Source organism: Pseudomonas sp. G3-39 (assembly GCF_054790485.1).
The window spans coordinates 3,012,343-3,035,188 of the sequence record NZ_CP186497.1 but is presented as its reverse complement, the minus strand read 5'-3'; the positions used below and the strand labels follow the sequence as shown (position 1 = coordinate 3,035,188).

Annotated in this window: 19 protein-coding genes; 9 read left to right on the top strand and 10 right to left on the bottom strand. The window is 58.4% G+C overall.

From position 1 onward, the window contains the following. The first annotated feature begins 44 nt into the window (after positions 1-44). Positions 45-1,292 (top strand): MFS transporter, encoded by a 1,248-nt coding sequence (locus ACOYXG_RS13410; protein WP_460358336.1) that lies wholly within the window; start codon positions 45-47, stop codon positions 1,290-1,292. Positions 1,293-1,601: 309 nt separating this feature from the next. Here ACOYXG_RS13410 and ACOYXG_RS13405 read toward each other — a convergent pair whose 3' ends face one another. From ACOYXG_RS13405 to ACOYXG_RS13395, 3 genes are all read right to left on the bottom strand, one after another. Beyond that, entirely contained in the window at positions 1,602-1,820 is a 219-nt protein-coding gene (locus ACOYXG_RS13405; RefSeq protein WP_027611748.1) for a hypothetical protein, read from the bottom strand. Positions 1,821-2,040: 220 nt separating this feature from the next. Beyond that, positions 2,041-2,670: a DUF3885 domain-containing protein gene (locus ACOYXG_RS13400; protein WP_027611749.1), complete on the bottom strand. Its 630-nt coding sequence runs from the start codon at positions 2,668-2,670 to the stop codon at positions 2,041-2,043. 234 nt (positions 2,671-2,904) lie between these two features. Beyond that, positions 2,905-3,822, bottom strand: coding sequence for a LysR family transcriptional regulator (locus ACOYXG_RS13395; RefSeq protein ID WP_460358333.1), 918 nt, complete (start codon positions 3,820-3,822; stop codon positions 2,905-2,907). A gap of 179 nt (positions 3,823-4,001) precedes the next feature. Between ACOYXG_RS13395 and ACOYXG_RS13390 the strand changes: the two genes are divergently transcribed. Continuing rightward, a complete protein-coding gene (locus tag ACOYXG_RS13390; RefSeq protein ID WP_460358331.1) occupies positions 4,002-4,649 on the top strand; it encodes a hydrolase in 648 nt (215 codons plus the stop codon). Between the two features lie 189 nt (positions 4,650-4,838). Here the strand turns inward: ACOYXG_RS13390 and ACOYXG_RS13385 are convergent, their stop codons facing one another. From ACOYXG_RS13385 to ACOYXG_RS13370, 4 genes are all read right to left on the bottom strand, one after another. Next, the gene (locus tag ACOYXG_RS13385) at positions 4,839-6,149 is read right to left on the bottom strand and encodes an ArnT family glycosyltransferase (protein WP_460358328.1); all 1,311 of its coding nucleotides are present in this window, start codon (positions 6,147-6,149) and stop codon (positions 4,839-4,841) included. 349 nt (positions 6,150-6,498) lie between these two features. Then, positions 6,499-9,120: a bifunctional diguanylate cyclase/phosphodiesterase gene (locus tag ACOYXG_RS13380; protein ID WP_460358326.1), complete on the bottom strand. Its 2,622-nt coding sequence runs from the start codon at positions 9,118-9,120 to the stop codon at positions 6,499-6,501. A 168-nt stretch (positions 9,121-9,288) separates the two neighbouring features. Further along, on the bottom strand, positions 9,289-10,227 hold the full coding sequence (locus tag ACOYXG_RS13375) for an AraC family transcriptional regulator (protein ID WP_460358323.1): 939 nt from the start codon (positions 10,225-10,227) through the stop codon (positions 9,289-9,291). Positions 10,228-10,251: 24 nt separating this feature from the next. Then, positions 10,252-11,085 carry an oxidoreductase gene (locus tag ACOYXG_RS13370; protein ID WP_027611754.1) on the bottom strand — a complete coding sequence of 278 codons (834 nt, stop codon included), beginning with the start codon at positions 11,083-11,085 and terminating at the stop codon, positions 10,252-10,254. Between the two features lie 379 nt (positions 11,086-11,464). Between ACOYXG_RS13370 and ACOYXG_RS13365 the strand changes: the two genes are divergently transcribed. The 6 genes from ACOYXG_RS13365 to ACOYXG_RS13340 all read left to right on the top strand — a co-directional run bounded on the left by ACOYXG_RS13365 (position 11,465) and on the right by ACOYXG_RS13340 (position 18,337). After that, positions 11,465-12,133: a GntR family transcriptional regulator gene (locus tag ACOYXG_RS13365; protein ID WP_096795990.1), complete on the top strand. Its 669-nt coding sequence runs from the start codon at positions 11,465-11,467 to the stop codon at positions 12,131-12,133. Positions 12,134-12,212: 79 nt separating this feature from the next. Further along, the gene (locus ACOYXG_RS13360; RefSeq protein WP_460358320.1) at positions 12,213-13,019 is read left to right on the top strand and encodes an ABC transporter substrate-binding protein; all 807 of its coding nucleotides are present in this window, start codon (positions 12,213-12,215) and stop codon (positions 13,017-13,019) included. A gap of 11 nt (positions 13,020-13,030) precedes the next feature. Next, entirely contained in the window at positions 13,031-13,807 is a 777-nt protein-coding gene (locus ACOYXG_RS13355; protein ID WP_007967116.1) for an amino acid ABC transporter permease, read from the top strand. A gap of 2 nt (positions 13,808-13,809) precedes the next feature. Further along, complete coding sequence (locus tag ACOYXG_RS13350; protein WP_097089824.1) at positions 13,810-14,589, top strand: amino acid ABC transporter ATP-binding protein; 780 nt, start codon at positions 13,810-13,812, stop codon at positions 14,587-14,589. Positions 14,590-14,760: 171 nt separating this feature from the next. Continuing rightward, entirely contained in the window at positions 14,761-16,371 is a 1,611-nt protein-coding gene (locus tag ACOYXG_RS13345; protein WP_460358316.1) for a gamma-glutamyltransferase family protein, read from the top strand. 106 nt (positions 16,372-16,477) lie between these two features. Then, complete coding sequence (locus tag ACOYXG_RS13340) at positions 16,478-18,337, top strand: ABC transporter ATP-binding protein (protein WP_330205968.1); 1,860 nt, start codon at positions 16,478-16,480, stop codon at positions 18,335-18,337. 60 nt (positions 18,338-18,397) lie between these two features. Here ACOYXG_RS13340 and gbdR read toward each other — a convergent pair whose 3' ends face one another. Together gbdR and gabP are read right to left on the bottom strand one after the other, a co-directional pair. Further along, positions 18,398-19,489 (bottom strand): choline metabolism transcriptional regulator GbdR, encoded by a 1,092-nt coding sequence (gene gbdR, locus ACOYXG_RS13335; RefSeq protein WP_460358449.1) that lies wholly within the window; start codon positions 19,487-19,489, stop codon positions 18,398-18,400. An 87-nt stretch (positions 19,490-19,576) separates the two neighbouring features. Continuing rightward, positions 19,577-20,977, bottom strand: a complete 1,401-nt coding sequence (gene gabP / locus ACOYXG_RS13330; RefSeq protein ID WP_047597273.1) for a GABA permease — start codon at positions 20,975-20,977, stop codon at positions 19,577-19,579. Between the two features lie 412 nt (positions 20,978-21,389). Between gabP and ACOYXG_RS13325 the strand changes: the two genes are divergently transcribed. Next, complete coding sequence (locus tag ACOYXG_RS13325; protein WP_460358312.1) at positions 21,390-21,869, top strand: GNAT family N-acetyltransferase; 480 nt, start codon at positions 21,390-21,392, stop codon at positions 21,867-21,869. A 16-nt stretch (positions 21,870-21,885) separates the two neighbouring features. Here the strand turns inward: ACOYXG_RS13325 and ACOYXG_RS13320 are convergent, their stop codons facing one another. Continuing rightward, positions 21,886-22,788 (bottom strand): LysR family transcriptional regulator, encoded by a 903-nt coding sequence (locus tag ACOYXG_RS13320; RefSeq protein ID WP_460358309.1) that lies wholly within the window; start codon positions 22,786-22,788, stop codon positions 21,886-21,888. Positions 22,789-22,846: the final 58 nt, after the last annotated feature.

Here is a 22,846-nt window from a genome sequence, read left to right as displayed (position 1 = left end):
GCAGGGAGCTATAGCGGCCACCATACGAAGAAGGAAATTATGAATTGAGTACATTCCGAACGTATCTATACCTGGAGTTATTGCTCTGGATCTACCTCGGATGTTGGAACACAACGCTGCCTCTGATTATTGTACAGCGGGGCAGCCTGTTTGAACTGGCTGTCTACGAAACAGCACTCGCATTCGCAGCGATAATTTCAATGTTGTGCTTTGCACCACGCGTTGAGTCGATGCGCCGTAGTACTGCTCTTAAGGCAGGTTGTATTGTAATCTTGTTTGCCAGTGCATTGCGGTACCTATTTGCCTCTAACTGGTATTCGCTTGACGCCCTGATTCTCATCGACGTTATTGCTGTAGCAGCATTTGGATTGGTCCAGCCTCTTTTTGGCATCTATCCTGCTGAAACTGTTGATAAACATCAAACGAGTGCTGCATTTCGCATTCGGCGTATCGTTGTTACCGTGGGTAGGGTTGCGGGGCCTTTGTTAGCGGGCATTGTAATTGCGGTGTATTCATTGGACATCTCGCTACTTTTTTCTTCAATACTGGGACTGGTAGCCGTAGTAATAGCAATGGCTCTACCGATAAGTGAAGCCCCCACAAAGCCGAGATCAACATCACATCGTATTAATGAAATATTTCTTGGGCTTAAACTTAAATGCATTCTTCCGCCAGAACAATTTTTGACCTGTTCTGGGCTGCTACTTGGTTTGACCGTCACGGCGATCGTGCCGATGCTGGTTCCAACACTTACACATACTCGCAATCTTGCGGAAGGCAGTGCAGGCCTGTTGAATGCTGTCTTCGCGAGTGGAGCTATTGCAGGCTTGTTAATTTTGAGCCCAATTATTGCTAAAAGACAAAATCAGCGCAAAAAGTATCTTGGATGTTGGTCGTTGCTGACTTTTTCACTTTGCGCGACGACGCAAAGCGACGAAGTTTGGCTATTGATTCCTTGGCTATTTTTCGCGGGGGCGGCCAGTGCTTGTATTACCTTGATCGGAATGGATAAAAGAGTTATGTCTATACCTTCGGGTGCACGCGTAAGATTGATGGCGTCCACGTTGGTTATTAGTCAGTTGGGAAGCTCGGTTTCATTCGTGATAACTGGCGCAATCATGTCTAAATTCGGCACGGCGAGTCTGGTATGGCTGTATCTGGGAGTGTTTGCAGTTATCGTTTTATACTCCATGCGTTCAAAAGAGGTATGGCAATTCCTGGAGAATGATGCTGAGGTGGAGCTGTATTATCAAAATAAACATCCCAAGCTCGCGGCAGTTATGGCTACATGATATAGGCTTCAGGTAAATGGAAGGGTTTATTGTAAAATATCAAGGGATTGTGGTTGCTCGTGTGCGTCATACAAACATGACCTTACCGTGATAGGCGCTCCATCGAGTAAAGGGCGTATTGCAGGTCTAGGACAGCTCTTGTAGGGATGGGGGTGTCGACTAGGCGTCGGGCACCTCATATAGGTTGGAAGAGAGGCAGATACTACACAGATGCCAATACGTCCGCTTCTGGCCCAGAGTGTGTAAAAACGCTTGATCCCCTCTCGGTCTTCAAGGCTGACCCTGCTCTCGCGAAACGCGGGGTCGAAGTTATCTGATTTGGAACAGGCGGGAGATCGCGGTTATGGCCTTGTCTCCGTCAGTTTCATAGAGACCGAACAGGCGCGTTTGGTCGCTCAGACGATGAAGCCGAAAATGGTTATAGAACGCTTGGCCTAAGCGCTGATTATCGAATACACCGCGTTCCCAAAGAGTTAAAAACTCTTGATACGCAGCGCGCTCAATTTCCAGTCTCGGCATGCTTTCCATGTACACATCCATTTATGTCAGCGATGACCGAATCCTACTGACGCAGGACAGATGCGGCAATGCGTGTTTGGGGGCGATTTTTAATCATCCGAGCTGGCTTTGGAGTTTTTACACACTCTGGACAGGTTCCTGCCCTTCGTGACAGGCAGCAAACGACACAAAGGAGACGGTTTCCATGTGGGCTGTGGGCATGGTTTCAGCTCCAATGTGAGCAATAAGGCTAGTACGCAGGCCCTGAAAATGTGGTGTCCATCGTGTGTCGGTCGTAATCCAGCAGGTATGTATGATGGAGACGATACAGCTGTAAAAGCAGATTTTTGTTGGGGCCGACCACATCCATACCTCTGTCGTCGTAGGGGAAAACCATGACATGTTTCTTCAAATTGAAGAGGTACAAAATGCAGTTGGGTTTAGGCTGAATTGCGGAAAAGTCCCTAGCCAAGGCACACCAAAGAAATGTTTGAAGCAGGGTGGCGGGTGCTTCAAAGGCGATGTTGATCCAATACTCCGGCTCTTTTTCGCAAAACCACTCCTCCGGATCTATTTCCTCACTCCAGACTGAGCATTCCGTGGGTATGTTAATGTCTGCAGATCGAAGAGCGCGAATCAGGGGCCGATGAGCAAATCGGTTGATGCCAGAATGAACGCGCAGACAAGCAACAAGCGTCGCGTCATCAAGGAAGATATCGCTGCAGATCTTTGCTGATTTTCGTAGTGCTGTTAGAAATTGCTCAATCACTCCGCCAGTTTCAGAGAGCTCAAAACGCAGACCTCCTGGATAGGTATAGAAAAGTGGCCTGGCAAATGCTTTACCCTCGAAGATCCTTTCAATTTCAACTTGTAGATTCACTTGATCCCTTCATGGCTAATAGCCCGACTCCATAGCTTGGGCGGTGCAGACGGATATTACTGTATACGTTAGATCTGAGCTAAACCGCGATCGTCCTTTATTGGCCGATTGCTGTCTGTGCCTACGGGCAGCTTCCGGTCGGAAGACGACACTCGCGAGTGACCGCTTTCCCATAGCGGCCCTGCGCGAACGGCGGATAAAGAGGAACGTCTGTCGCTCTCGTTTAGCCCAACCTCACACCAGCGCATCATCCTGATGTGACAGCGGTTGCACCGCCAGGTGTGGCGTTTCGCCGAAGAACTCGATCAGCAGTTCAGTGAGCACACGAATTTTGCGCGCAGGGTGCGGACCCGGCGGGCGGATGATGTAGGCGCCGGCCGGAGGGGGAGGATGGTTTGTCATGATCGGCACCAGTGCGCCGGATGCCACGTGTTCATGGGTGAGGCAGTCGGGCAGGTAGGCGACACCCAGGCCTGCGGTCGCGGCGGCGACCAGGGCGATGCCGTTGTCGGCTTTGAAGCGGCCTTGCGGACGAACCGTGATGACTTTGTCGCCATCCATGAATTGCCAGGCTTCGGTGCCCTGCATGAGGGCCTGATGGGCAATCAGTTCATCCGGCGTGTGGGGTTCGCCGTGCGCGTTGATGTATGCGGGACTCGCGACGAGCTTGGCGTAGACCGGGCCAATCCGTCTGGCGATCAGATTGGAGTCGTGCATATAGCCCACCCGGATGGCGCAATCGTAGCCCTCGGCAATGAGGTCAACGAAGCGATCGCTGTAACAGGTCTGGATGTGCAGTTGCGGATGCCGACGCGCCATTTCTGCCAGCATCGGGGCGAAGTGACTCTGGCCGAACGACAGCGGCACGGCCACGCGCAAGCGGCCGCGGAGGGCGCCGGCGGGCAGGATCGTTTCCTTGGCGATGTCGATCTCGGTGCAAACCCTGGCGGCGTAGTCCCGGAACGTCGCACCGGCCTCGGTGAGCGCCGCCCCGCGCGTGGAGCGTGCCAGCAATTGCACACCCAATTCGGTTTCAAGCCGAGCCAGGCGGCGGCTGACGATCGATTTTGACACGCCAAGCCGCAGGGCAGCCTGCGAAATGCCCCCGGCATCAGCCACTTCCACGAAGGTCTGCAGTTCTTCGATGTCCACGCTTGCGTTCCTCTTTTCGCGACACAGCACGTCGCGCAATGCTACTACTGCGGCAAACATGGGAACAGCACAATGGATTTGCCGGGCATGGCGTCATTCGCACGTGTCTCGGAACCCATCACCCGCACAGGCTCCGGCCTGATTCACAAACGTGCGTCACCCATGAAAAGGATTTACCAATGGCAAGCGAGACTCTCCGCAACCCCCATACCGATCAGCTACTGACCCCGGAAAACTCGGCGTTGATCATCATCGATTATCAGCCTGTTCAGGTTTCTTCGATCCGCTCGATGCCGCGTGATGAACTCGTCTTCAACATAACCAGCGTCGCGAAGGCGGCGGTCAACTACAACCTTCCGATCATCCACTCGACAGTCAATGTCGCGACCGGCCGCAACAAGCCGCCGATCCAGGCGCTGCAACAGGTGCTCGGACATCTGCCGACCTATGACCGCACATCGATCAACAGTTGGGAGGACTCGCAATTCAAGCAGGCAGTCAAGGCGCTCGGGCGCAAGAAGCTCATCATGACTGCACTCTGGACCGAAGCGTGCCTGACATTCCCGGTGCTCGACGCGATCCAGGAAGGTTATGAGGTTTATGTGCCGGTCGATGCGGTCGGCGGCACATCGCTCGCCGCGCACGAGGCGGCGTTGCGCAGAATGGAACAGGCGGGCGCGAAGCTCATCAGTCGGGTGCAAATGTACTGCGAACTGCAGCGCGACTGGGCGCGAGAAGTGACCGTACCGGGCTTTCTGGGCGTATTCGAGAACTTCGACGGGTTCAACGCTGAAAAAGCGCTGGAAGAAGCGGACAAGAAGGCCTGATTAGCGGGCAGGGGATGAAGGTGTCGCTCGCGAAAGCGGGCGCCACCTTATTTTTTTACTGCTCCAAACGACTGCTTTTGTGCAGACCCTGCCGCCGATTCAGTACCTTGGATGCGTCATGACCCTGTCAGATATCAACATGTGGATACTGAATAGTCGTGTTGCTTACTCATGAATCAGGAAGAGGCTTCACCAAAACCAATACGGCAGAAACTTTGGCGTGGGTTCGATCAGGAGCTCCGAGTGGTAGGTGATCGGGTTGAAGAAAAACATATCCAGTATCAGAAATGCCGCTACGCCAAACGACAGCGTCATGAACTCGCGATAGGGATGCTCGGCGAAGTACTGGTGTTTGCCATGGTAGAAGCTCAGCAGCGCAGACAATCCCAAGGCTACGCCCAAGTAGTTGGGCTGTAACGGAACATCGGCGAAGTTGTTGTAGACCAGCACCGCCACCAGCATCCCCAACCCAAGCATGGGCAACTTCAGGCAGAAGTTCAGCAGGCCGTTTTTGGCGCGGATCAAGGCGGCTTCCTTGCTGACGAAAAGGTAGGCGGCCAGCAGCGAAATGGCCGGCGTGATTGCCAGGATATAGCGCGCTTTCTTCGAGCTGGGGATTGTAAACAGCACCAGCAGCACCAACAGCCACCCGGTCAGATACAGCAGCAGGTCGATGTCTTTATCGCGGGTCGAGCGGAAGAACAGTTTGTACTTCTTGAGAATTACATTAATGGCGTAAAACACCGTGATGCCGTAGGTAAACAAGCCTGCGGAGAAGTAGAAGTAATAGCGTGGCGCGTGGTCGGAACCGAAGCGTGCGATGCCTTGCATGTTCAGCACTTCGTCCAGGAACGCTTGCCCACCTTGCAAGTAGGCGGCCCATGCCAGCAGCGCAACCCCAACAGTCAGAATCACGCCCGAGAGCAATGAAAACAGCAGCAACATGCGCCACTGCCGGCTCAGCAAGTAATAAGCACCAATGACAGTCGCGGGCCCGATCAAGCCAATAGGCCCCCGAAACGCGAAACCCAGTGCCAACCCGAGGTACAGCAATGCAAGGCGACGCGGGTCCTTTTTTATATCGGCCGCATAGGCAAAGTAGAAGCACATCACCGTTAACAGCGCCGGATAGATATCCAGTGCCAGTGAGTTGACGCCGTCAAGAAAAGCCCAGGTGAGCAGGCTGAAAAGAACGCCATACGCGCCCCATTTCTTGCTGTGCAACGCGCCCAGCCGATAAATGAATACCAGCATCAGCGACGCGGCCACGCAGGATGGAAAACCCATTGAAAGAATGGACACCCGGCCGAACGGCAAGGAAACCAGATAGACCAACAGAGTATTGAGAACCGTATAGTCGGGATAAGGCTTGAGGTCGTCGGCAATCGGGAACAGTGTGATGCCGTGCAGCAACATGTACTCGGCAAAGTCGACAAAACGTGTTGTGTAGTTGAGGACCGCGGGTTTGTACTGCAACGCCATGAACACGGCCAGTGTCATGAAAAAAATGCTCAGGCATGGATTTCTTGTAATCAGTCCTTTGAACAACACTGCCCGCCAAGTGCGCTCTACAACAAGCGGGGCCTCATATCGATCCATCGGTAACCCTTTAGTGAAGTTGTTCTTTTGACCGCAATCCTGACAGTCCGGTGACGCCTGCATTGAACTTGTGTGGGGTGCGAGATTGACGTTGAGCCTGGCCCGCGGTGAGGACTATTCAACCATGACGGCCCTAAACACACCCTGAACAAAACCAATTGAAGTCAACAGGAACACCGTATTAACGAAGAGTGTCGAGCCGGGCTTTGTGCATTGCTACGATGGATTATTGCCAGCGATGCAAGGCCAGCTAAATGACGCGACCTTTCTTCGACGGCGAATGATCGGCCGGCCCGGTTCTGGCGGTTTGTAGCAACCGGGCGAACGCCGTCTTGTCGATCGGCCGACTCATGAAATAACCCTGAACCTCATTGCATTGATCCTTGCCGAGAATCTCCAGTTGCTCCTCGGTTTCCACGCCTTCGGCGGTGACGGTCAGGCCCATGGCTTTGCCCAGGCCGATGATCGCCTGAACCACGGCGCGATCGTTGGCGCCGTTGCTGATCGAGGCGATGAAGCGCTTGTCGATCTTGATCCCGTCGAACGGGTAGGCGCGCAGGTAGCCGAGGGACGAATAGCCGGTGCCGAAGTCGTCCATGTTCAGGCGCACCCCGAGTTGCTTGAGCGCATTCATCGTGGCCAGCGCACCGTCGGTGTCGACGAGCATCACGTTTTCAGTGATTTCCAGTTCCAGGCGACTGGCCGGGAAACGGGTCTGGATCAGCGCTTCGCGCACGTCTTCAACGACATCGCTAAGGGCAAATTGCGCCGGCGACAGATTGACCGAGAGCAGAATGTCTGACGGCCAGCTCAGTGCGGTTTCACAGGCTTCACGCAATACCCAGCGGCCCAGCGCCACGATCAGGTCGGTCTGTTCAGCCAGGCCTATGAACACGTCCGGCCCCAGCAGGCCCTTGGTCGGATGCTGCCAGCGCACCAATGCCTCGACCGATACGATGTGCTTGCCGTCGACGGTGTAGCGCGGCTGGTAATGCAGGATGAATTCGTCGTTCTTCAACGCACCACGCAAATCGCTTTCCATTTGCCGGCGGGTCTGGATCTGGTCGTTCATGTGCGCTTCGAAATAGCACCAGGTGTTCTTGCCCTCGGACTTGGCCTGATACAGCGCGATGTCGGCGCAACGGATCAACTCGCTGGGCACGAAGCCCTGGCGGCGGCTCAGAGCGATACCGATGCTGGCCCCGACGTGCAGCGGATGGTGCTCGAAGACCATCGGTTGATGCAGGCTCTCGACCAGCCGGGTACAAAAGCGGTCGACCTCTTGCCGAGTGTCCATGCCATTGAGCACCACGACAAATTCGTCACCGCCCAGGCGCGCGACGATGTCGTGCTCACGGGTGCATTCGCGCAGGCGACTGGCGACTTCCTGCAACACCGCATCACCGGCCGGATGGCCGAGCGAGTCGTTGATCGGCTTGAAGTTGTCCAGATCGATCACCAGCAACGACAGTGGCGGGGCATGCTCTTTGAGCAGCAGCGCGTCATCCAGATAACGCGACAACTGATTGCGATTGGGCAGGCCGGTCAAGGCGTCGTGCATCGACAGGTGCTGGATCTGCGCATGGGCAGCGACTTCGTCGGTGATGTCACTGGCGGTGCCGCGATAGCCGATCACGCTTTGTTTCTCGATGATCGGCCGCGCTGATAGCCGACAGTGGCGTTGCTGCCCGGCGTGATCGCGGTAGGTGCAGCGCAGGTCGCTGGCATTGCTGTCTTCGGTGAGTTTTTTCAGCCACAGCTCCAGCGGCGTGGTATCGCAGGACACCAGTTGCCCGATGCCTTGCCCCAGCCACTCGGTTTGCGGGTAACCGGTCACCTCGCTGAAGCGCGCCGAGAGATAGGTCAGGCGCAGCTGATTGTCGACCTCCCAGATCCAGTCCGATGCAGCTTCGGCCACGGCGCGAAAGCGTTCTTCGCTGGCTTCCAGTGCATGGTTGGCCGCCTCCAGCGCCTGATTCGAGGTCTTCAACGTGCTGAAACTCTGATCGACGTAGGTCGACGATCGCACGGCGTGACGCAGGAAATAGGCGGTCAACAGCATTAGCACGGCCAGCACGCCGCCAAGCGTTGGCAGCAATGACCACAACAATTGCTGCCCGGGGCGCTTCAGATCTGCCGTCAAGCTGAAACCGGTACTGTCCAGCGGGACGCGTGGTTGCTCCCCGCTGAGCTGTTCATCCGGAATCAGCGTCAAGTTGTTCAGGCCATAGGCCACGCCAAGCGCTTGCAGTTTGGCCGGTGTCAGCTTGTCGACGAATACCAGCACCGACGTCTGTTGCGGGTCGCCCACCGGACGCTCATCGTTGGGCAGAATGGCCGCCGCCGTGACCAGCGCCGGCCAGCCGTCGAACAGCGAGTAAGTGCTGACAGGCACAGTCAGCTCGGACTGGTTTTGTACCTGCTCAATCAGTGACGCGGCAGGCACCGCGAGCCAGCGCGCGATGTCCGCGTCTTCCTGCTGTCCCTGCACCACGGCGTATTTGGTGCGCTGCCGATCCAGCACGAACACGCCGTCATAACCGTCAGTGGTGAACAGCGTCTTGCCGATGTTCTGCTGGGTATACGCCCAGTCGGTATCGACTTGGTTGTGCAAGTGCTCGTAAGCCGTGGTCCAGTCGGCGTAACTGGTGATGTAGCTCTTTGAGGTGCTGATGCGGTTTTCCAGAGCGCGGGCCATGTAGAAACGGTTCTGCTCGACATCCTCGCGATCCAGGCGAGCGGCAATACCGAGCAGGGTGCCGATAGCGGCAATCACCCCGACGATAAACAGCGTGCCGACCGCAAACGCCAGGCGGCGGGTGATTGCACTTTGCTGAGGCGGAACCGGCGCAGCGGGAGCGAAGACATCCATATGTTCGTCCTTGATTCTCTGTCTGAATCATCTGGAACAGCGGCCCGCGTGCAATGTTCAATGTGTTTGCCGGGCTTGCACCGAGGCGGATTTCTCAAGCGTAGTGAATGCGCGGGGATTTTGCCTTGAGACTGCGACGGGCATGCGATGGCCGGGAACGATCAGTGCTCAGTGCGAAGAAACATACGGGGAGGGCGTGGCGGACTGGGGCAGGGCATACGTGGCTTTCATCCACGCAATTTCGGCCAGCGGCGTGCGCCCGAAGAAACGCTTGAACTCGCGGCTGAACTGCGAGGCGCTTTCATAACCGACGTTGAACGCCGCCGTCGCGGCCGGTATGGCGCCACGCAGCATCAGCAAACGCGCCTGATGCAGGCGCGTGGCTTTGAGGTATTGCATCGGCGATGAGTCGGTGACGTTGCGAAAATGCACATGGAAGCTCGGTACGCTCATCCCGGCTTCCTCGGCGAGGGACTCGACGTCCAGACGCTGTTCATAGCTGCTGTGAATCCGCCGGATCGCCCGGCTGACCTTGCCGAAATGCCCTTGCTGCTGGAGCGCCGCACGCATCGAACCGCCCTGGGCACCGGTCAGAATCCGGTAGTAGATCTCCCGGACCAGCGCCGGCCCGAGGATCTGCGCGTCGCCCGGATCGCTCATCGCTTCGAGAAAACGCAGGGTCGAGGCGCGCAATGGATCATCCATCGGCGAGGCGTACATGCCCTTTGGCAAAGCGTCGCTGGGGCCGAACACCTCGTCGACCTGCAGCATCAACTCGCTGGCCAATTGCAGGTCGAGGCGCATATACACCGCCAGCATCGGCTCAGCCGCACTGGCCTCGGTTTCCATGGTGAACGGCACCGGCACCGACACCACCAGATAATGCTGTGCGTCATAGACGTAGACGTCATCGCCCAGATAGCCGCGCTTGCGCCCCTGACAGAGAATCACGATGCCCGGCTCATACAGCACCGGGGTGTTGCTCAGCGGCCGATTCGAGCGCAGAAAACGCACGTCCTCCAGCGCACTGAGGTTGTAACCCTCCAGCGGCGCGAGCTGTTCAAGCAACTGCACCATGCGCGCGGTATACGGATCGGATGGACTCATGGGCATTGATCTCTGTGCCGGGACTCAGCCATCGGTGGAGCGGGTCAGGGTTTCCCATTGCTCGATGTCGCTGAGGCTGCGTTGCAGTTTATCGCGCACCAGATTCAGCGCATCGCTGCCCAATAGCAAGTGTGCGGGCGGTGCGGCGCTGGCGATCAGTTGCAGCATGGCCTGTGCAGCCTTGCGCGGATCGCCCAACTGCTTGCCGCTTTTCTCTTCGCGGGCCTTGCGCACGGGGTCGAAGCTGGCGTCATAGTCGGCAATGCTGCGCGCCGTGCGCTGCATCGAACGCCCGGCCCAATCGGTACGAAACGAGCCAGGTGCCACCGCCGTGACAAAAATGTTGAACGGCTGCAATTCCTTGCTCAGCGTATCGGAGAGCCCTTCGAGGGCAAACTTGCTCGAGCAGTAATAGGCAATACCGGGCATGGTGATGGTGCCGCCCATCGAGGTGATATTCAGAATGCGCCCGGCGCGCCGTTGCCGGAAATACGGCACGAACGCCTTGATCATCGCTGCCGCGCCAAACACGTTGACGTCGAACTGTCGCCGCATCTCTGCTAGTGGTGACTCCTCGAAAATGCCCTCATGACCGTAACCGGCGTTGTTCACCAGTACATCGACCGGACCCAGTGTGGCGTCGACGTCGGCGATCACCCCGTCGATGCGTTCGAAATCGGTGACGTCGAGCAACACCCCGTGTGCCCGATCCGCTGACAAGGCCTCGAACGACTTCAGATCGGCCTCGTTGCGCACGGTACCGATCACCCGGTGACCGGCGTTGATCGCTTCTTGCGCGAGCGCGCTGCCAAAGCCGCTGCTGACACCGGTGATGAATAAGGTTTTGCTGCTGTGCATGGCAATCTCCGACAGATAGGTGAAACGACATGGTAGGCAGCGCGGCGTGGCAGGGGTATGCCGGTTTGTCTGGGAGGATTGCCTATTTCTATAGGCAGGCCCGCAAAGGAAGTTGTCCTTCAGCCCACAAAAAAGCGTCGCTCCTGGAGCGGCGCTGCCATTCAGTTGAGTGTTACTCAGCTACCAATCTGCACCTTTGCGGTGCTCGCCATGGGCGATCGGGTAGCACCGCTCGAGTCTTGCACGGCAGGGTCTTATCGCCGTTTTGCCGCTTAAATCATGCAAATCAAAAGCTTGGGCTGCACATGTGAAATCTGGCATGCATCGTGCTTTTTTGTATCCGTGGATAATTGGATACAAAAAGACAAAAGGTGCTGCCATGCAATTCGCTCCCGCCTACGATCAGCGTCAACCGATGACCGCCGAGGAAGAGGCCTACAACTTTCTGTTGGAAGGCATCTGCGGTGGTCGTTATCGCAAGGGCGACCGGTTGATCGCCGAGGACATCGCCAGTGAAATCGGCATGAGCCGCATGCCGGTGCGCGAAGCCTTTCGCCGTCTCGATGCACAGGGCCTGGTGACGCTGCGGCCTAACCGCGGCGCGGTGGTCAGCGGTCTGGATGTCGAGCAAATGCATGAGGTGTTCGAGATGCGCAGCGCCCTGGAAGGGCTGGCGATTCGCATCGCTGTGCCCAAGATCAGCGAGCGTCAGTTGACCGCGCTGGAGCGGCTGCTCGATGAAATGGACGACTACCGCGAGGAGAGTGCGGCATGGGTCAGCCGACATCGCAAGTTCCATGAATACCTGTGCAGCCTCAGCGATCGCCCACGGCTGCTCAAGCAGATCGGCGCCCTCTACTCATTGATCGAAGCCCCCATGCGCCTTTGGCTGCAGCACATCGAAAAGCCCCTGAGTGCGCGCCAGGAACACCAGATGATCCTCGATGCGATTCGCGCCGGCGACGCCAGCAGGGCCGAAGCCGTGGTGCGCGAGCACATCGAAGGCACCGTCCCCGAACTGATCAAATTTTTGCAATCGGAAAAATAACCACAGAGCGGAACACGAGTCCGCCGATGTTTTGACTTTGAGTACTGCCCCGTTACTAACCGAACTGGAGTGTCTGGTCATGCATACGTCTCGCCTGTTACTGGCTGCAATATCCCTCGGGCTCTGTACTCAGTGGGCGCTTGCCGCACCCACGGTGCCGGAGCGTTTGGTCAAGGTCGACAAACTGACCTATTGCTCGGGCATGGATTCGCCGCCACTGGTGTCTTTTGATGAAGCGCAAAAGCCCAAAGGGCTGACCGTCGACCTCGGCCTGGAAATCGCCAAGCGTCTGGGCGACAAGAAGGTCGATTGGCGGGTGATTCCATTCTCCGGATTGCTCCCGGCCTTGCTCGCCAAACAGTGCGACATGATCGTCGACCAGTTGTTCGACAAGCCCGAGCGCCGTGAGGTGATCGACATCGTCAATTACATGTATTCCAGCCAGGCGGTGGTGGTGCCCAAGGGCAATCCGAAGGCGCTGAAAACCCTTGCGGATCTCAGCGGGCACAAGATCGCGGTGCTCAACGGTTCGACCATCAAGACCTTGCTCGACACCGAAAATGAAAGCCTGAGCAAGGCCGGCAAGCCGCCGATGAAACTGGTGGTCTACAACACCGACACCGATGCCTTCCAGGCCCTGCGCATCAATCAGGTCGACGCTTACGGCACCACCGTAGAAACCGCCGGATATTACGCGGCGATGGCCCCGGACCTGTTCGAGGAAGGTGTGCCAGCCTTCAGCCGGATCCTGACCGGGCTAGGCATTCGCAAGGATGATCCGCAACTGAGCGCCGCCGTGCAGCAGATCATCACCGACATGCGCAGCGACGGCAGCTACAACCAGCTGTTGAACAAGTGGCACGTCTCCAGCGACACACTCGATTGAGGTAAGCGTTGATGAACTTCAATTGGGATGTGTTCTGGCAGTACCTGTTGCAGCCCAGCGGCGTGTACCTCACCGGGCTCTGGCTGACGTGCCTGATCAGTGTGCTGGCGATGCTGCTGGGCTGTGTGCTGGGGCTGGCCGCCGCATTGTTGCGCTTATCGAAGAACCCTTTACTGCATCTGCCGGTGCGTTTTTATGTGTGGCTGATGCGCGGCACGCCGCTGCTGGTACAAATCGTCTTTCTCTACACCGCGCTGGCGGCGGGCGGGATTTTTCGCTTCGAAGACATCGAGCTGTTCGGGCTGGTGGTGCCCGGCAACATTCAGGCGGCAATCATTGCTCTGGGCCTCAACGAAGGCGCGTACATGGCCGAGATCATTCGCGCCGGGATCGGCGCCGTAGACAAGGGCCAGTACGAGGCCGGCCGTTCGCTGGGCATGACCTTCGCCAAACTGATGCGCCGCATCGTGCTGCCGCAGGCGTTCCGGGTAATCGTGCCGCCGCTGGGCAACGAGTTCAACGTGATGCTGAAAAACACCACACTGGTCAGCGTGATCGGCGTGCAAGAGCTGTTGCTCAGCACGCAGATGGTCACCTCGGCGACTTTTCGGGTGTTCGAGTTGTACCTGGTGGTGGCGATCTATTTCCTGTTGCTTACCACGCTGTGGGGCTTCTTTCAGCGCTGGCTGGAGAACCGTTTCGGCCAGTCCGACCGACCTTCTGCGCCACCGCCGGCCTCCAGCCGGATGTTCGGGCGCAGCACGCTGAAACTGCTGAGGGGGCGTTAATCATGGCGCAGCAAAGTGACGAGCTGATCATCGAGGCGCTGAACATTCACAAGGCCTTTGGTGACCTGCAGATTCTCAAAGGCATTTCCCTGCAAGTGCGACGCGGTGAGGTAGTGGTGCTGATCGGCGCCTCGGGTTCGGGCAAAACCACGTTTATCCGCTGCATCAATCTGCTCGAAGACATTCAGGGCGGAGAGATCCGGGTCAACGGCCGGCCCATGGGTTATCGCACCCGGGCGGACGGCAGTCTGGTGCGCGACTCGGAACGCAACATCGCTCGCCAACGCCGCGACATCGGCATGGTGTTTCAGCGCTTCAACCTGTTCCCGCACATGACCGCGCTGGAAAACATCATCGAAGCACCGATTCAGGTGTTGGGTGTGCCGCGCCAGGCTGCGCTGGATCAGGCGCACGCGTTGCTCAAGCGAGTCGGGCTGGCAGACAAGGCCAGCCATTACCCCTCGATGCTTTCCGGCGGCCAGCAGCAACGGGTGGCGATCGCCCGAGCACTGGCGATGAAACCGCAGGCGATGTTGTTCGACGAACCCACCAGCGCCCTCGACCCGGAAACTGTCGGCGAGGTTCTGCAGGTGATGAAGGAGCTGGCCGAGGAGGGCATGACCATGGTCGTGGTCACCCATGAAATGGGCTTTGCCCGCGAAGTGGCCGACCGGGTGGTGGTGCTCGATCAGGGCGAACTGATCGAACAAGGCCCGCCGGAGCAGATTTTCAGCCGGCCCACCCATCCCCGTACTCAGGCCTTTCTCAGCCGCGTGCTGTGAATTTCACAAGGATATTGACGATGCGTTTATCGAGCTTATGCGCGGAGCCGCAGCCCCGACACGTTGCAGATCTTCGAGAAGATCCCCGGAAAACATCCAGCGGCTGATCACCCGTGAATGGAACCGGATCAAGTCCGGCCAATGAATTGCTGATTTTGAAGAGCCTTTGCCATGTTGAAATTTTCTGCTCACGAATATCCCTATCCATCGCAACGCCAAAGCGTGTTCGCCCGTCGTGGCATGGTCGCGGCGTCTCAGCCACTTGCCGCGCAGGCCGGTATCGAGATGCTGCAGAAGGGCGGCAACGCGATTGACGCCGCCATCGCCACGGCGGCGGCGCTGACTGTGGTCGAACCTACGGGCTGCGGCCTGGGCGGTGATGCGTTTGCGCTGGTCTGGTTCAAGGATCAGCTGCATGGCCTCAATGCCAACGGCCATGCCCCGGCGTCGCTAAGTATCGAAGCGGTCAAGGCGACCGGCCATGAACAGATGCCGCTATATGGCTGGACGCCAGTGACGGTGCCCGGTTGCCCATCGGCCTGGGCCGAGCTGTCGCAACGCTTTGGCGTGTTGCCGTTCGCCGATTTGCTGCAACCGGCGATCAGTCTGGCCAGAGACGGTTTTCCCTTGTCGCCGGTGGTTGCCCATCAATGGCAGATCGCGTTGGATGAGTTCGGCCCGCATCGTGATGAGGTGCTGCAGGCCTGGTTCGATACGTTCCTGATTGACGGTCGCGCGCCCAAGGCTGGGGAGCTGTTCCGTAACCCGGCGCAGGCGCGAACCCTCGAAGAACTGGCCCTCACGCGTTGCGAGAGTTTGTATCGCGGCGATTTGGCGCAACGCCTGGATGCGCATTCACGAGCTACCGGCGGCTATCTGCGCGCCACGGATCTGGAGCATTACCGCGCGCAATGGGTCGAGCCGATTCACGTCAATTACCGTGGCGTGGATGTCTGGGAAATTCCACCGAGCGGGCAAGGCCTGGTTGCGCTGATGGCGCTGAAGATTCTTGAAGGCTTCGACTTCGATCACCGTGACAGCCAGCAGACCTGGCACCGGCAACTGGAGGCGATGAAGCTCGCCTACAGCGATGGCCTGCACTACATCACCGATCCGCTGCACATGCGCGTGGCCGTGGCCGATCTGTTGAGTGACGAGTACAGCGCCCGCCGCCGCGCTCAGATCGGCGAACAGGCGCAGCCGCCGAAGCCGGGTGATCCTCACGCCAGCGGCACGGTGTACCTGGCCACGGCGGACGGGCAGGGCAATATGGTGTCGTTCATCCAGAGCAATTATCACGGCTTCGGCTCAGGCGTGGTGCTGCCGGACAGCGGCATCGCCCTGCAGAACCGTGGGCAGGAATTCAGCCTGGATCCCGAGCATGCCAACGCGTTGGCGCCGGGCAAAAAGACCTTTCACACGATCATTCCCGGCTTCCTCACCAAGGACGGTCAGGCGTTGGGCCCGTTCGGTGTGATGGGCGGCTACATGCAGCCGCAGGGCCATGTGCAGATGGTCATGAACCTGGTGGATTTCGGCTTGAACCCGCAGTCGGCACTGGACGCGCCGCGCTGGCAGTGGCTCGGCGGCATGAAGGTGGGCATCGAGCAGGGCGCTTCAAGGGATCTGGCCAATGCGTTGGCGCGTCGCGGGCATGAGGTGCAGATCGCCAGTGACCTGACGGATTACGGCAGAGGACAGATTATTCTGCGTGATCCAGTGACGGGCGTACTGTGTGGCGGGACTGAGCCGAGGGCGGATTCGCATATTGCGGTTTGGTAGAGACGGCAGGCACTCGTCAAGTCGGGAGCACACACTTTTTCACAAAGACCTCCCGGGATCCAATCGGTGGCAGAATCTCCCTGACTTGAACGTTCAGGAGAACATCATGCTTCGTGTGTTTGAACGAAGACTCGACCCTTTCCCGCCTGACGAGGTGCCACCGCCACCCAACGGTCTGGCTAAATTTCTCTGGGCCTGCACTCGCGGCGCTCGCGGCTACATTCTGGCACTGGCGTTGCTCAGCGCCGCCGTATCGGTCTATGAAGCCTGGCTGTTTTCCTTCCTCGGCCAGGTCGTCGATTTGCTCTCGACGTGGCAGGCCGGCGGTGAAGCGGCGGTGCAGGAAAGCCGTGTGTTGTGGGGCATGGGCATTGTCATGGTGCTCAGTGTCGGGCTGGTGGCGTTGCGCACCATGGTTCAGCACCAGATTCTGGCGATTAACCTGCCGCTGCGCCTGCGTTGGGATTTCCATCGGCTGATGCTGCGGCAAAGCCTTTCGTTTTTCTCCGACGAGTTCTCCGGCCGGGTCACGACCAAGGTCATGCAGACGGCGCTTGCCGTGCGCGACGTGCTGTTCACCATGATCGAGATCTTGCCGGGGATTGGCGTGTACTTCATCGCGATCATTGCCCTGGCCGGCGGTTTTGCGCTGAAGCTGATGCTGCCGTTTCTCGCCTGGGTCGTGCTGTTCGGTCTGGCCATGTGGTACTTCGTGCCGCGCCTGGGCAAGGTCGGCCAGGAACAGGCCAACGCGCGGTCGATGATGACCGGGCGTATCGCCGACGCGTACACCAATATCACCACGGTGAAGCTGTTCTCCCACTCCAACCGCGAAGCACATTTTGCGCGGGCGGCGATGGAAGATTTCAAGCAGACTGGCTTTCGCCAGATGCGTCTGGTCAGCCTGTTCGAGATCGTCAATCAGGCCTTGGTGGTGGCGTTGATCATGTCTGCCGGGGGCTACGCCCTGTGGCTGTGGCACCAGGGCGACGTCGGCGCCGGTGCGGTGGCGGCGATTACCGCCATGGCGTTGCGGATCAACGGCATGTCGAACTGGATCATGTGGCAGATGACCTCGCTGTTCGAAAGCATCGGCACCGTCCAGGACGGCATGGCGACGCTGACCCAAGGTACCAAGGTTCAGGACGCGCCAGATGCCGGCGTGCTGGTCACTTCTGGCGGCGAGGTGACGTTCGACAAGGTCAAGTTCAACTACGGTGGCGAGCGTCAGGTGCTCGATGGCCTGAGCCTGAGCATTCGTCCCGGTGAAAAAATCGGTCTGGTGGGCCGCTCCGGTGCGGGCAAATCGACGCTGATCAACTTGCTGCTGCGTTTCTATGACGTCGACAGCGGCGAGATTCGTATCGACGGCCAGAACATTGCGCACGTGACCCAGGACAGCCTGCGCAGCGCGATCGGCATGGTCACCCAGGACACATCGCTGCTACACCGTTCGATTCGCGACAACATTGCCTACGGCCGGCCCGATGCCACCGACGCACAGATCCGCCGCGCCGCTGCCAACGCGCAGGCTGATGAGTTCATCAGCCAACTCAGCGACCGTCAGGGCCATACCGGCTACGACACCCTGGTGGGCGAGCGCGGGATCAAGCTGTCCGGCGGCCAGCGGCAACGGGTGGCGATCGCCCGGGTGATGCTGAAGAACGCGCCGATCCTGCTGCTGGACGAAGCCACCAGCGCGCTGGACTCGGAAGTCGAAGTGGCGATTCAGGAAAGCCTCGACGACATGATGCAGGGCAAGACCGTGATCGCGATCGCGCATCGACTGTCGACGATTGCGGCGATGGATCGGCTGATTGTCATGGATGACGGGCGCATCATTGAGCAGGGCACCCACGCCGAATTGCTGGAGAAGAACGGCGTGTATGCGCGGCTGTGGGCGCATCAGAGTGGCGGGTTTCTGGGTGAAGACAAAGGCGTGGTGGAGGCCTTGGATCAGGCGTAAGCGGGCAGGGCACATGGCCGGGTCATCTTGTGGGTCCCCGGCCAATTTGCCTTGGTGCATTCAAGCCAGATCGGCACTCGCCATCATTCGAACGCTGGCAAACGTCGATTCGTTTCTCGCCTGATCAAGCGTTGTCAGTGTGTTGATCGATGACGGCGGCGTTATCCGTTTACGACTCATTGCAGAACCAGAGCGCTCGTCGCTCGGCGGCACCCCAAAGTGCTCGCGATAGCATTTTGAGAAGTGCGGTGTGGAGGCAAATCCGCAGACATACGCCAGTTCTACGATCGACAGCGAGGTTTGCTTGAGCAGTTGTCGCGCGCGAATCAGCCGCAACCTCAAGTAGTAGCGTGACGGCGTGCATTGCAGGTATTTCTGAAACAACCGCTCCAGCTGTCGGCGTGACAGATCGACGTATTCGGCAAGGTTGTCCAGCTCGATCGGCTCCTCAAGATTGGCCTCCATCAACGCAACGACTTCTTGCAGCTTGGGCTGATGCGTTCCGACCACATGCTTGAGCGGTACGCGTTGATGGTCCTGCTCGTTGCGGATGCGCTCGTAAACAAACATCTCGGAGATGGCGGCGGACAATTCACGACCATGATCGCGGGCGATCAGGTGCAGCATCATGTCCAGCGGCGCTGTTCCTCCGGAACTGGTAAAGCGGTTGCGGTCGAGGGTGAAGAGGCTGGTGCTGACGTTGACGCGTGGGAAAGCTTCCTGCATGGCCGCCAGAAACTCCCAATGCACGCTGCACTCATAGCCGTCGAGCAACCCGGCTTTGGCGAGTGCCCAGCTACCGGTGCACACACCGCCCAAGCGTCTGGATTGCCGGGCCAGGGATTGCAGCCAGGATGTGTGCTCGCGGGTGATCACGCTCTGGATGCCGACCCCGCCGCAAACAATCACCGTGTCCGCCACGCCGGGGTTGCTCCACGAGCCATCCGGCGTGATCGGGACCCCGTCGCTGGCCCAAACAGCCGCACCATTGGCGCTGAAGGTATGCCAGCGATACAGCGTTCGCCCCGACAATTGATTGGCCATGCGCAGTGGTTCGACGGCGGATGCCAGCGACATGAGGGTGAATTTATCCAACAGCAGAAACCCGACGGATTGGGTCGTACCGTCGGCCACGGAGGGGGTCGATGACATCATGGCCTCACAGGAACCGGTCTGAGATGCAGGCGTCGGTCATTCCCTTGGTCTTCGCCAAGGGAATATCGGCTTCGGCGTGAACGCCTAGCCCACCGACGTCGCGCGTGCCGCCGGGGCAGGGTGACGCGACGTCATCAGGCCGATAAAGGAGATTGCCAGCGCCAGGCCAATGGTGGTGGTGACTTCGGTGCGGTGCTGCGGGGTGATCATCATGACCGCCAGCGCCGCGCAGATGAAGCCGATCACCAGCCACGTCAGCCATGGAAACAGCCACATGCGGAAGGTCAGCTCGACCTTGCGCTGTTGCAATATCCGCCGCATGCGCAGCTGCGACACCGCAATCGCCAGATACACCAGCAAGGCAATCGCCCCGGAACTGGCCAGCAGGAACTCGAACAGCCCGGCGGGCATGAAATAGCTCCACACGGTGATCGACGCACCCAGCACGGTGCTGGCGATCACGGCGGCGCGTGGTACACCGGCCGCGGAAGTCGCCTTCAGCGCTTTCGGTGCATCGCCGCGACGGCCCAGCGAGTACAGCATGCGCGAGGCAATGTAGATCGAGGAGTTCATGCAACTGGCCACGGCGATCAGGACGACGACGTCGACCATGAACTTGGCGTTTGGAATATTCATGATTTCCAGGGCGCGCTGATACGAGCCCACCGAGGCCAGCAACGGATCATTCCAGGGCACCACCGAGATGACCACGAAGATCGACAGCAGGTAGAACACGCCGATGCGCCAGATCACCGAGCGGGTGGCCTTGGCAATGTTCTGCGCCGGATTATTCGATTCGGCGGCCGCGATGGTCACCGCTTCCGTGCCGATGAAGCTGAACATGATCGTGATGAAAGCGCCGACCACCGCCGACAAGCCGTTGGGCGCAAATCCGCCGTGCTCGGCCATCAGGCCGCTCAACCCGCTGACTTCGCGGTCGGGCACCCAGCCCATCAACACGGCAAAACCGACCCCGATGAAGCCGATGATCGCCACAACCTTGGCCATGGCGAACCAGAATTCGAACTCACCATACTTGGACACGCTGAACAGGTTGGTCACCACCAGCGCAATGATCGATCCCAACGCGAACAGCCAGGCATCGACCTGCGGAAACCATTGGTGCAGCACATGCCCGGCCGCCAGTGCTTCGATGGGAATCACCAACACCCAGAACCACCAGTACAGCCAACCGATGGTAAAACCGGCCCAGCGGCCGATGGCCTGGTCGGCGTAGGTGGAGAACGAACCGGTGTCCGGATTGGCCACCGCCATCTCGCCGAGCATGCGCATGACCAGCACGACGAGCAAACCGGAAAACAGATAGGCGAGCAGCACCGCCGGCCCTGCTGCGGCAATCGCGTGTCCTGAACCGACGAACAAACCGGCGCCGATAATCCCGGCGATGGACAGCATTGTGACGTGACGAGGCTTGAAGCCCTGCGCCAATTGGCTACTCGAATCCATGGAGTTCGGGCTGATCATCGGTATTTTTATTCTCTGCTGATCGACATTTAAGCCATTGAACGGGCATACGATCGGTCACCATCGTTGCCTGCTGAACTCCCGAGAGAAGCCCGTCCAACCGCCGCAGTTCTTATCAACCCCATGATCTGACCGGGATTGTTTTGATAGGAAGACACGGCACCTTAGCCGGCCTTGCTGCCGATTCAATAGCCTGATTGCGCCATGATCGTGTCTGATATCGACATGTGAATACCATGAGGTCGTATTGGAGACCTGTCGGTCACGCAAGGCTCTGGCAATCAAAATCCAGATTGATCAGGTCATGTTCGTTTTTGAGATGGGGGCCTGAATTCGACGGTGAAGCCAAACTGGGCCCCACAAGCCAGGCTCTCTATACTGGCCTTCCAGGATGGTAAATAGAGCACAACCTATGCCCGTCGCACCCAATCAAAATTTCCCAGTCATTTTGGTTCCGGCTCACCCAAGCGACCTGGAAAATCTTGTAGCCATTCGAATTGAGGCCATGCGCGAAAGTCTGGAGCGTGTCGGGCGATTTGATCCGGTGCGTGCGCGAGAGCGGTTTCTTGGCGGTTTTGACGCTCGCAACACACGCTATATCGAGGTATCTGGAGAGAGGGTTGGTTTTGTAGTGGTCAAGCATCACCACAATGAACTCTTGCTCGACCACTTGTATGTGAGACCGAGCGCGCAAGGATCAGGTGTAGGGGCTGCTGTTCTCACTCAGATTTTCAAAGAGGCGGATGCGGCTGCGCTCCCTGTTAAAGTTGGCGCTCTCAAAGAAAGTGCTTCGAATCGCTTTTATACCCGCCATGGCTTCCAATTCACCGAAAGCAGTGAATTCGACAATTATTATGTGCGTCAGAGTGTTCCGGCGAATGGCCCGGCTTAGTGGGCAAAAAACAGGATCAAACCACAGTGGGCCGCAACTCCTGCGCCAGTTCAATCAATGCACGCAACCGCGCGGGCACGAAGCGATGGCCCGAGTAATAGAGCCTCAGTCCGCCAAAAGACGGGCACCACGGCATCAACACCGGCAGCAGGGCGCCGCTCGCCAGCTCTTCCTGGATGAACCACTCGGAAATGAAACCAATGCCAAGGCCTGACAAAACGGCCTGTTTGATTGCCAGCATTTCGTTGGAGGCGAAGCTCACCGGCAGATCCATCTGCAGCTTTTGGCCATCGCGCTCCAATTCCCACTGGTAGAGGCCACCATGGGCCATGCGCATGCCGATGCTCCGGTGGGTGAGCAGATCTCGCGGATGTTCGGGCACGCCGTGGCGTTCGAGGTACTCGGGCGTTGCGACCACAAGCATCCGAATGTCACCTGACAGTGCCACGGCAATCATGTCTTGCGGCACGGACTCCGCCAGGCGAATCCCGGCGTCGAAGCCACCGGCGATGATGTCGACCATGCTTGATTCGCTGACGATGTCGATACGTACGTCGGGATAGCGCTGAGCGTACTGCTTCAATAGCGGATCCAGCAGCAGGTAGGCCGCGCCATGCGGTGCATTGATGCGCAATGTGCCGCTGGGCTCATCGGGGCCGACGCTGGCTTCTTCGCCGGCACTTTTGATCTGTGCCAACGCAGGTGCGATGCGTGCCACATAGCGTTGCCCAATGTCGGTGAGAGCAACGCTGCGCGTGGAGCGATTGAACAGGCGCACTTTCAGGCGTGCTTCCAGACTGGCCACCGCGCTGCTCACAGCAGTTGTGGACATGCCCAGCTCCTGTGCGGCGCCGCGAAAACTGCTGCGCCGCGCCACGGCCAGTACCACTTCCAGCTCGGTCATTCCTGTTCTGTGCATGGATCGTCCTGAATATAAGGATGCTTCATCAGCCAAAGGATGGCTTATCGGAATAATG

Bases quoted from the DNA above. Each gene is read 5' to 3' on its own strand.
- ACOYXG_RS13365 (WP_096795990.1), top strand. From the start codon at position 11,465: ATGCAATTCGCTCCCGCCTACGATCAGCGTCAACCGATGACCGCCGAG.
- ACOYXG_RS13375 (WP_460358323.1), bottom strand. From the start codon at position 10,227: ATGAGTCCATCCGATCCGTATACCGCGCGCATGGTGCAGTTGCTTGAA.
- ACOYXG_RS13360 (WP_460358320.1), top strand. From the start codon at position 12,213: ATGCATACGTCTCGCCTGTTACTGGCTGCAATATCCCTCGGGCTCTGT.
- gbdR (WP_460358449.1), bottom strand. From the start codon at position 19,489: ATGTCATCGACCCCCTCCGTGGCCGACGGTACGACCCAATCCGTCGGG.
- ACOYXG_RS13355 (WP_007967116.1), top strand. From the start codon at position 13,031: ATGAACTTCAATTGGGATGTGTTCTGGCAGTACCTGTTGCAGCCCAGC.
- ACOYXG_RS13385 (WP_460358328.1), bottom strand. From the start codon at position 6,149: ATGACACTGGCCGTGTTCATGGCGTTGCAGTACAAACCCGCGGTCCTC.
- ACOYXG_RS13350 (WP_097089824.1), top strand. From the start codon at position 13,810: ATGGCGCAGCAAAGTGACGAGCTGATCATCGAGGCGCTGAACATTCAC.
- ACOYXG_RS13390 (WP_460358331.1), top strand. From the start codon at position 4,002: ATGGCAAGCGAGACTCTCCGCAACCCCCATACCGATCAGCTACTGACC.
- ACOYXG_RS13325 (WP_460358312.1), top strand. From the start codon at position 21,390: ATGCCCGTCGCACCCAATCAAAATTTCCCAGTCATTTTGGTTCCGGCT.
- ACOYXG_RS13405 (WP_027611748.1), bottom strand. From the start codon at position 1,820: ATGGAAAGCATGCCGAGACTGGAAATTGAGCGCGCTGCGTATCAAGAG.
- gabP (WP_047597273.1), bottom strand. From the start codon at position 20,977: ATGATCAGCCCGAACTCCATGGATTCGAGTAGCCAATTGGCGCAGGGC.
- ACOYXG_RS13320 (WP_460358309.1), bottom strand. From the start codon at position 22,788: ATGCACAGAACAGGAATGACCGAGCTGGAAGTGGTACTGGCCGTGGCG.
- ACOYXG_RS13340 (WP_330205968.1), top strand. From the start codon at position 16,478: ATGCTTCGTGTGTTTGAACGAAGACTCGACCCTTTCCCGCCTGACGAG.
- ACOYXG_RS13345 (WP_460358316.1), top strand. From the start codon at position 14,761: ATGTTGAAATTTTCTGCTCACGAATATCCCTATCCATCGCAACGCCAA.
- ACOYXG_RS13380 (WP_460358326.1), bottom strand. From the start codon at position 9,120: ATGGATGTCTTCGCTCCCGCTGCGCCGGTTCCGCCTCAGCAAAGTGCA.
- ACOYXG_RS13370 (WP_027611754.1), bottom strand. From the start codon at position 11,085: ATGCACAGCAGCAAAACCTTATTCATCACCGGTGTCAGCAGCGGCTTT.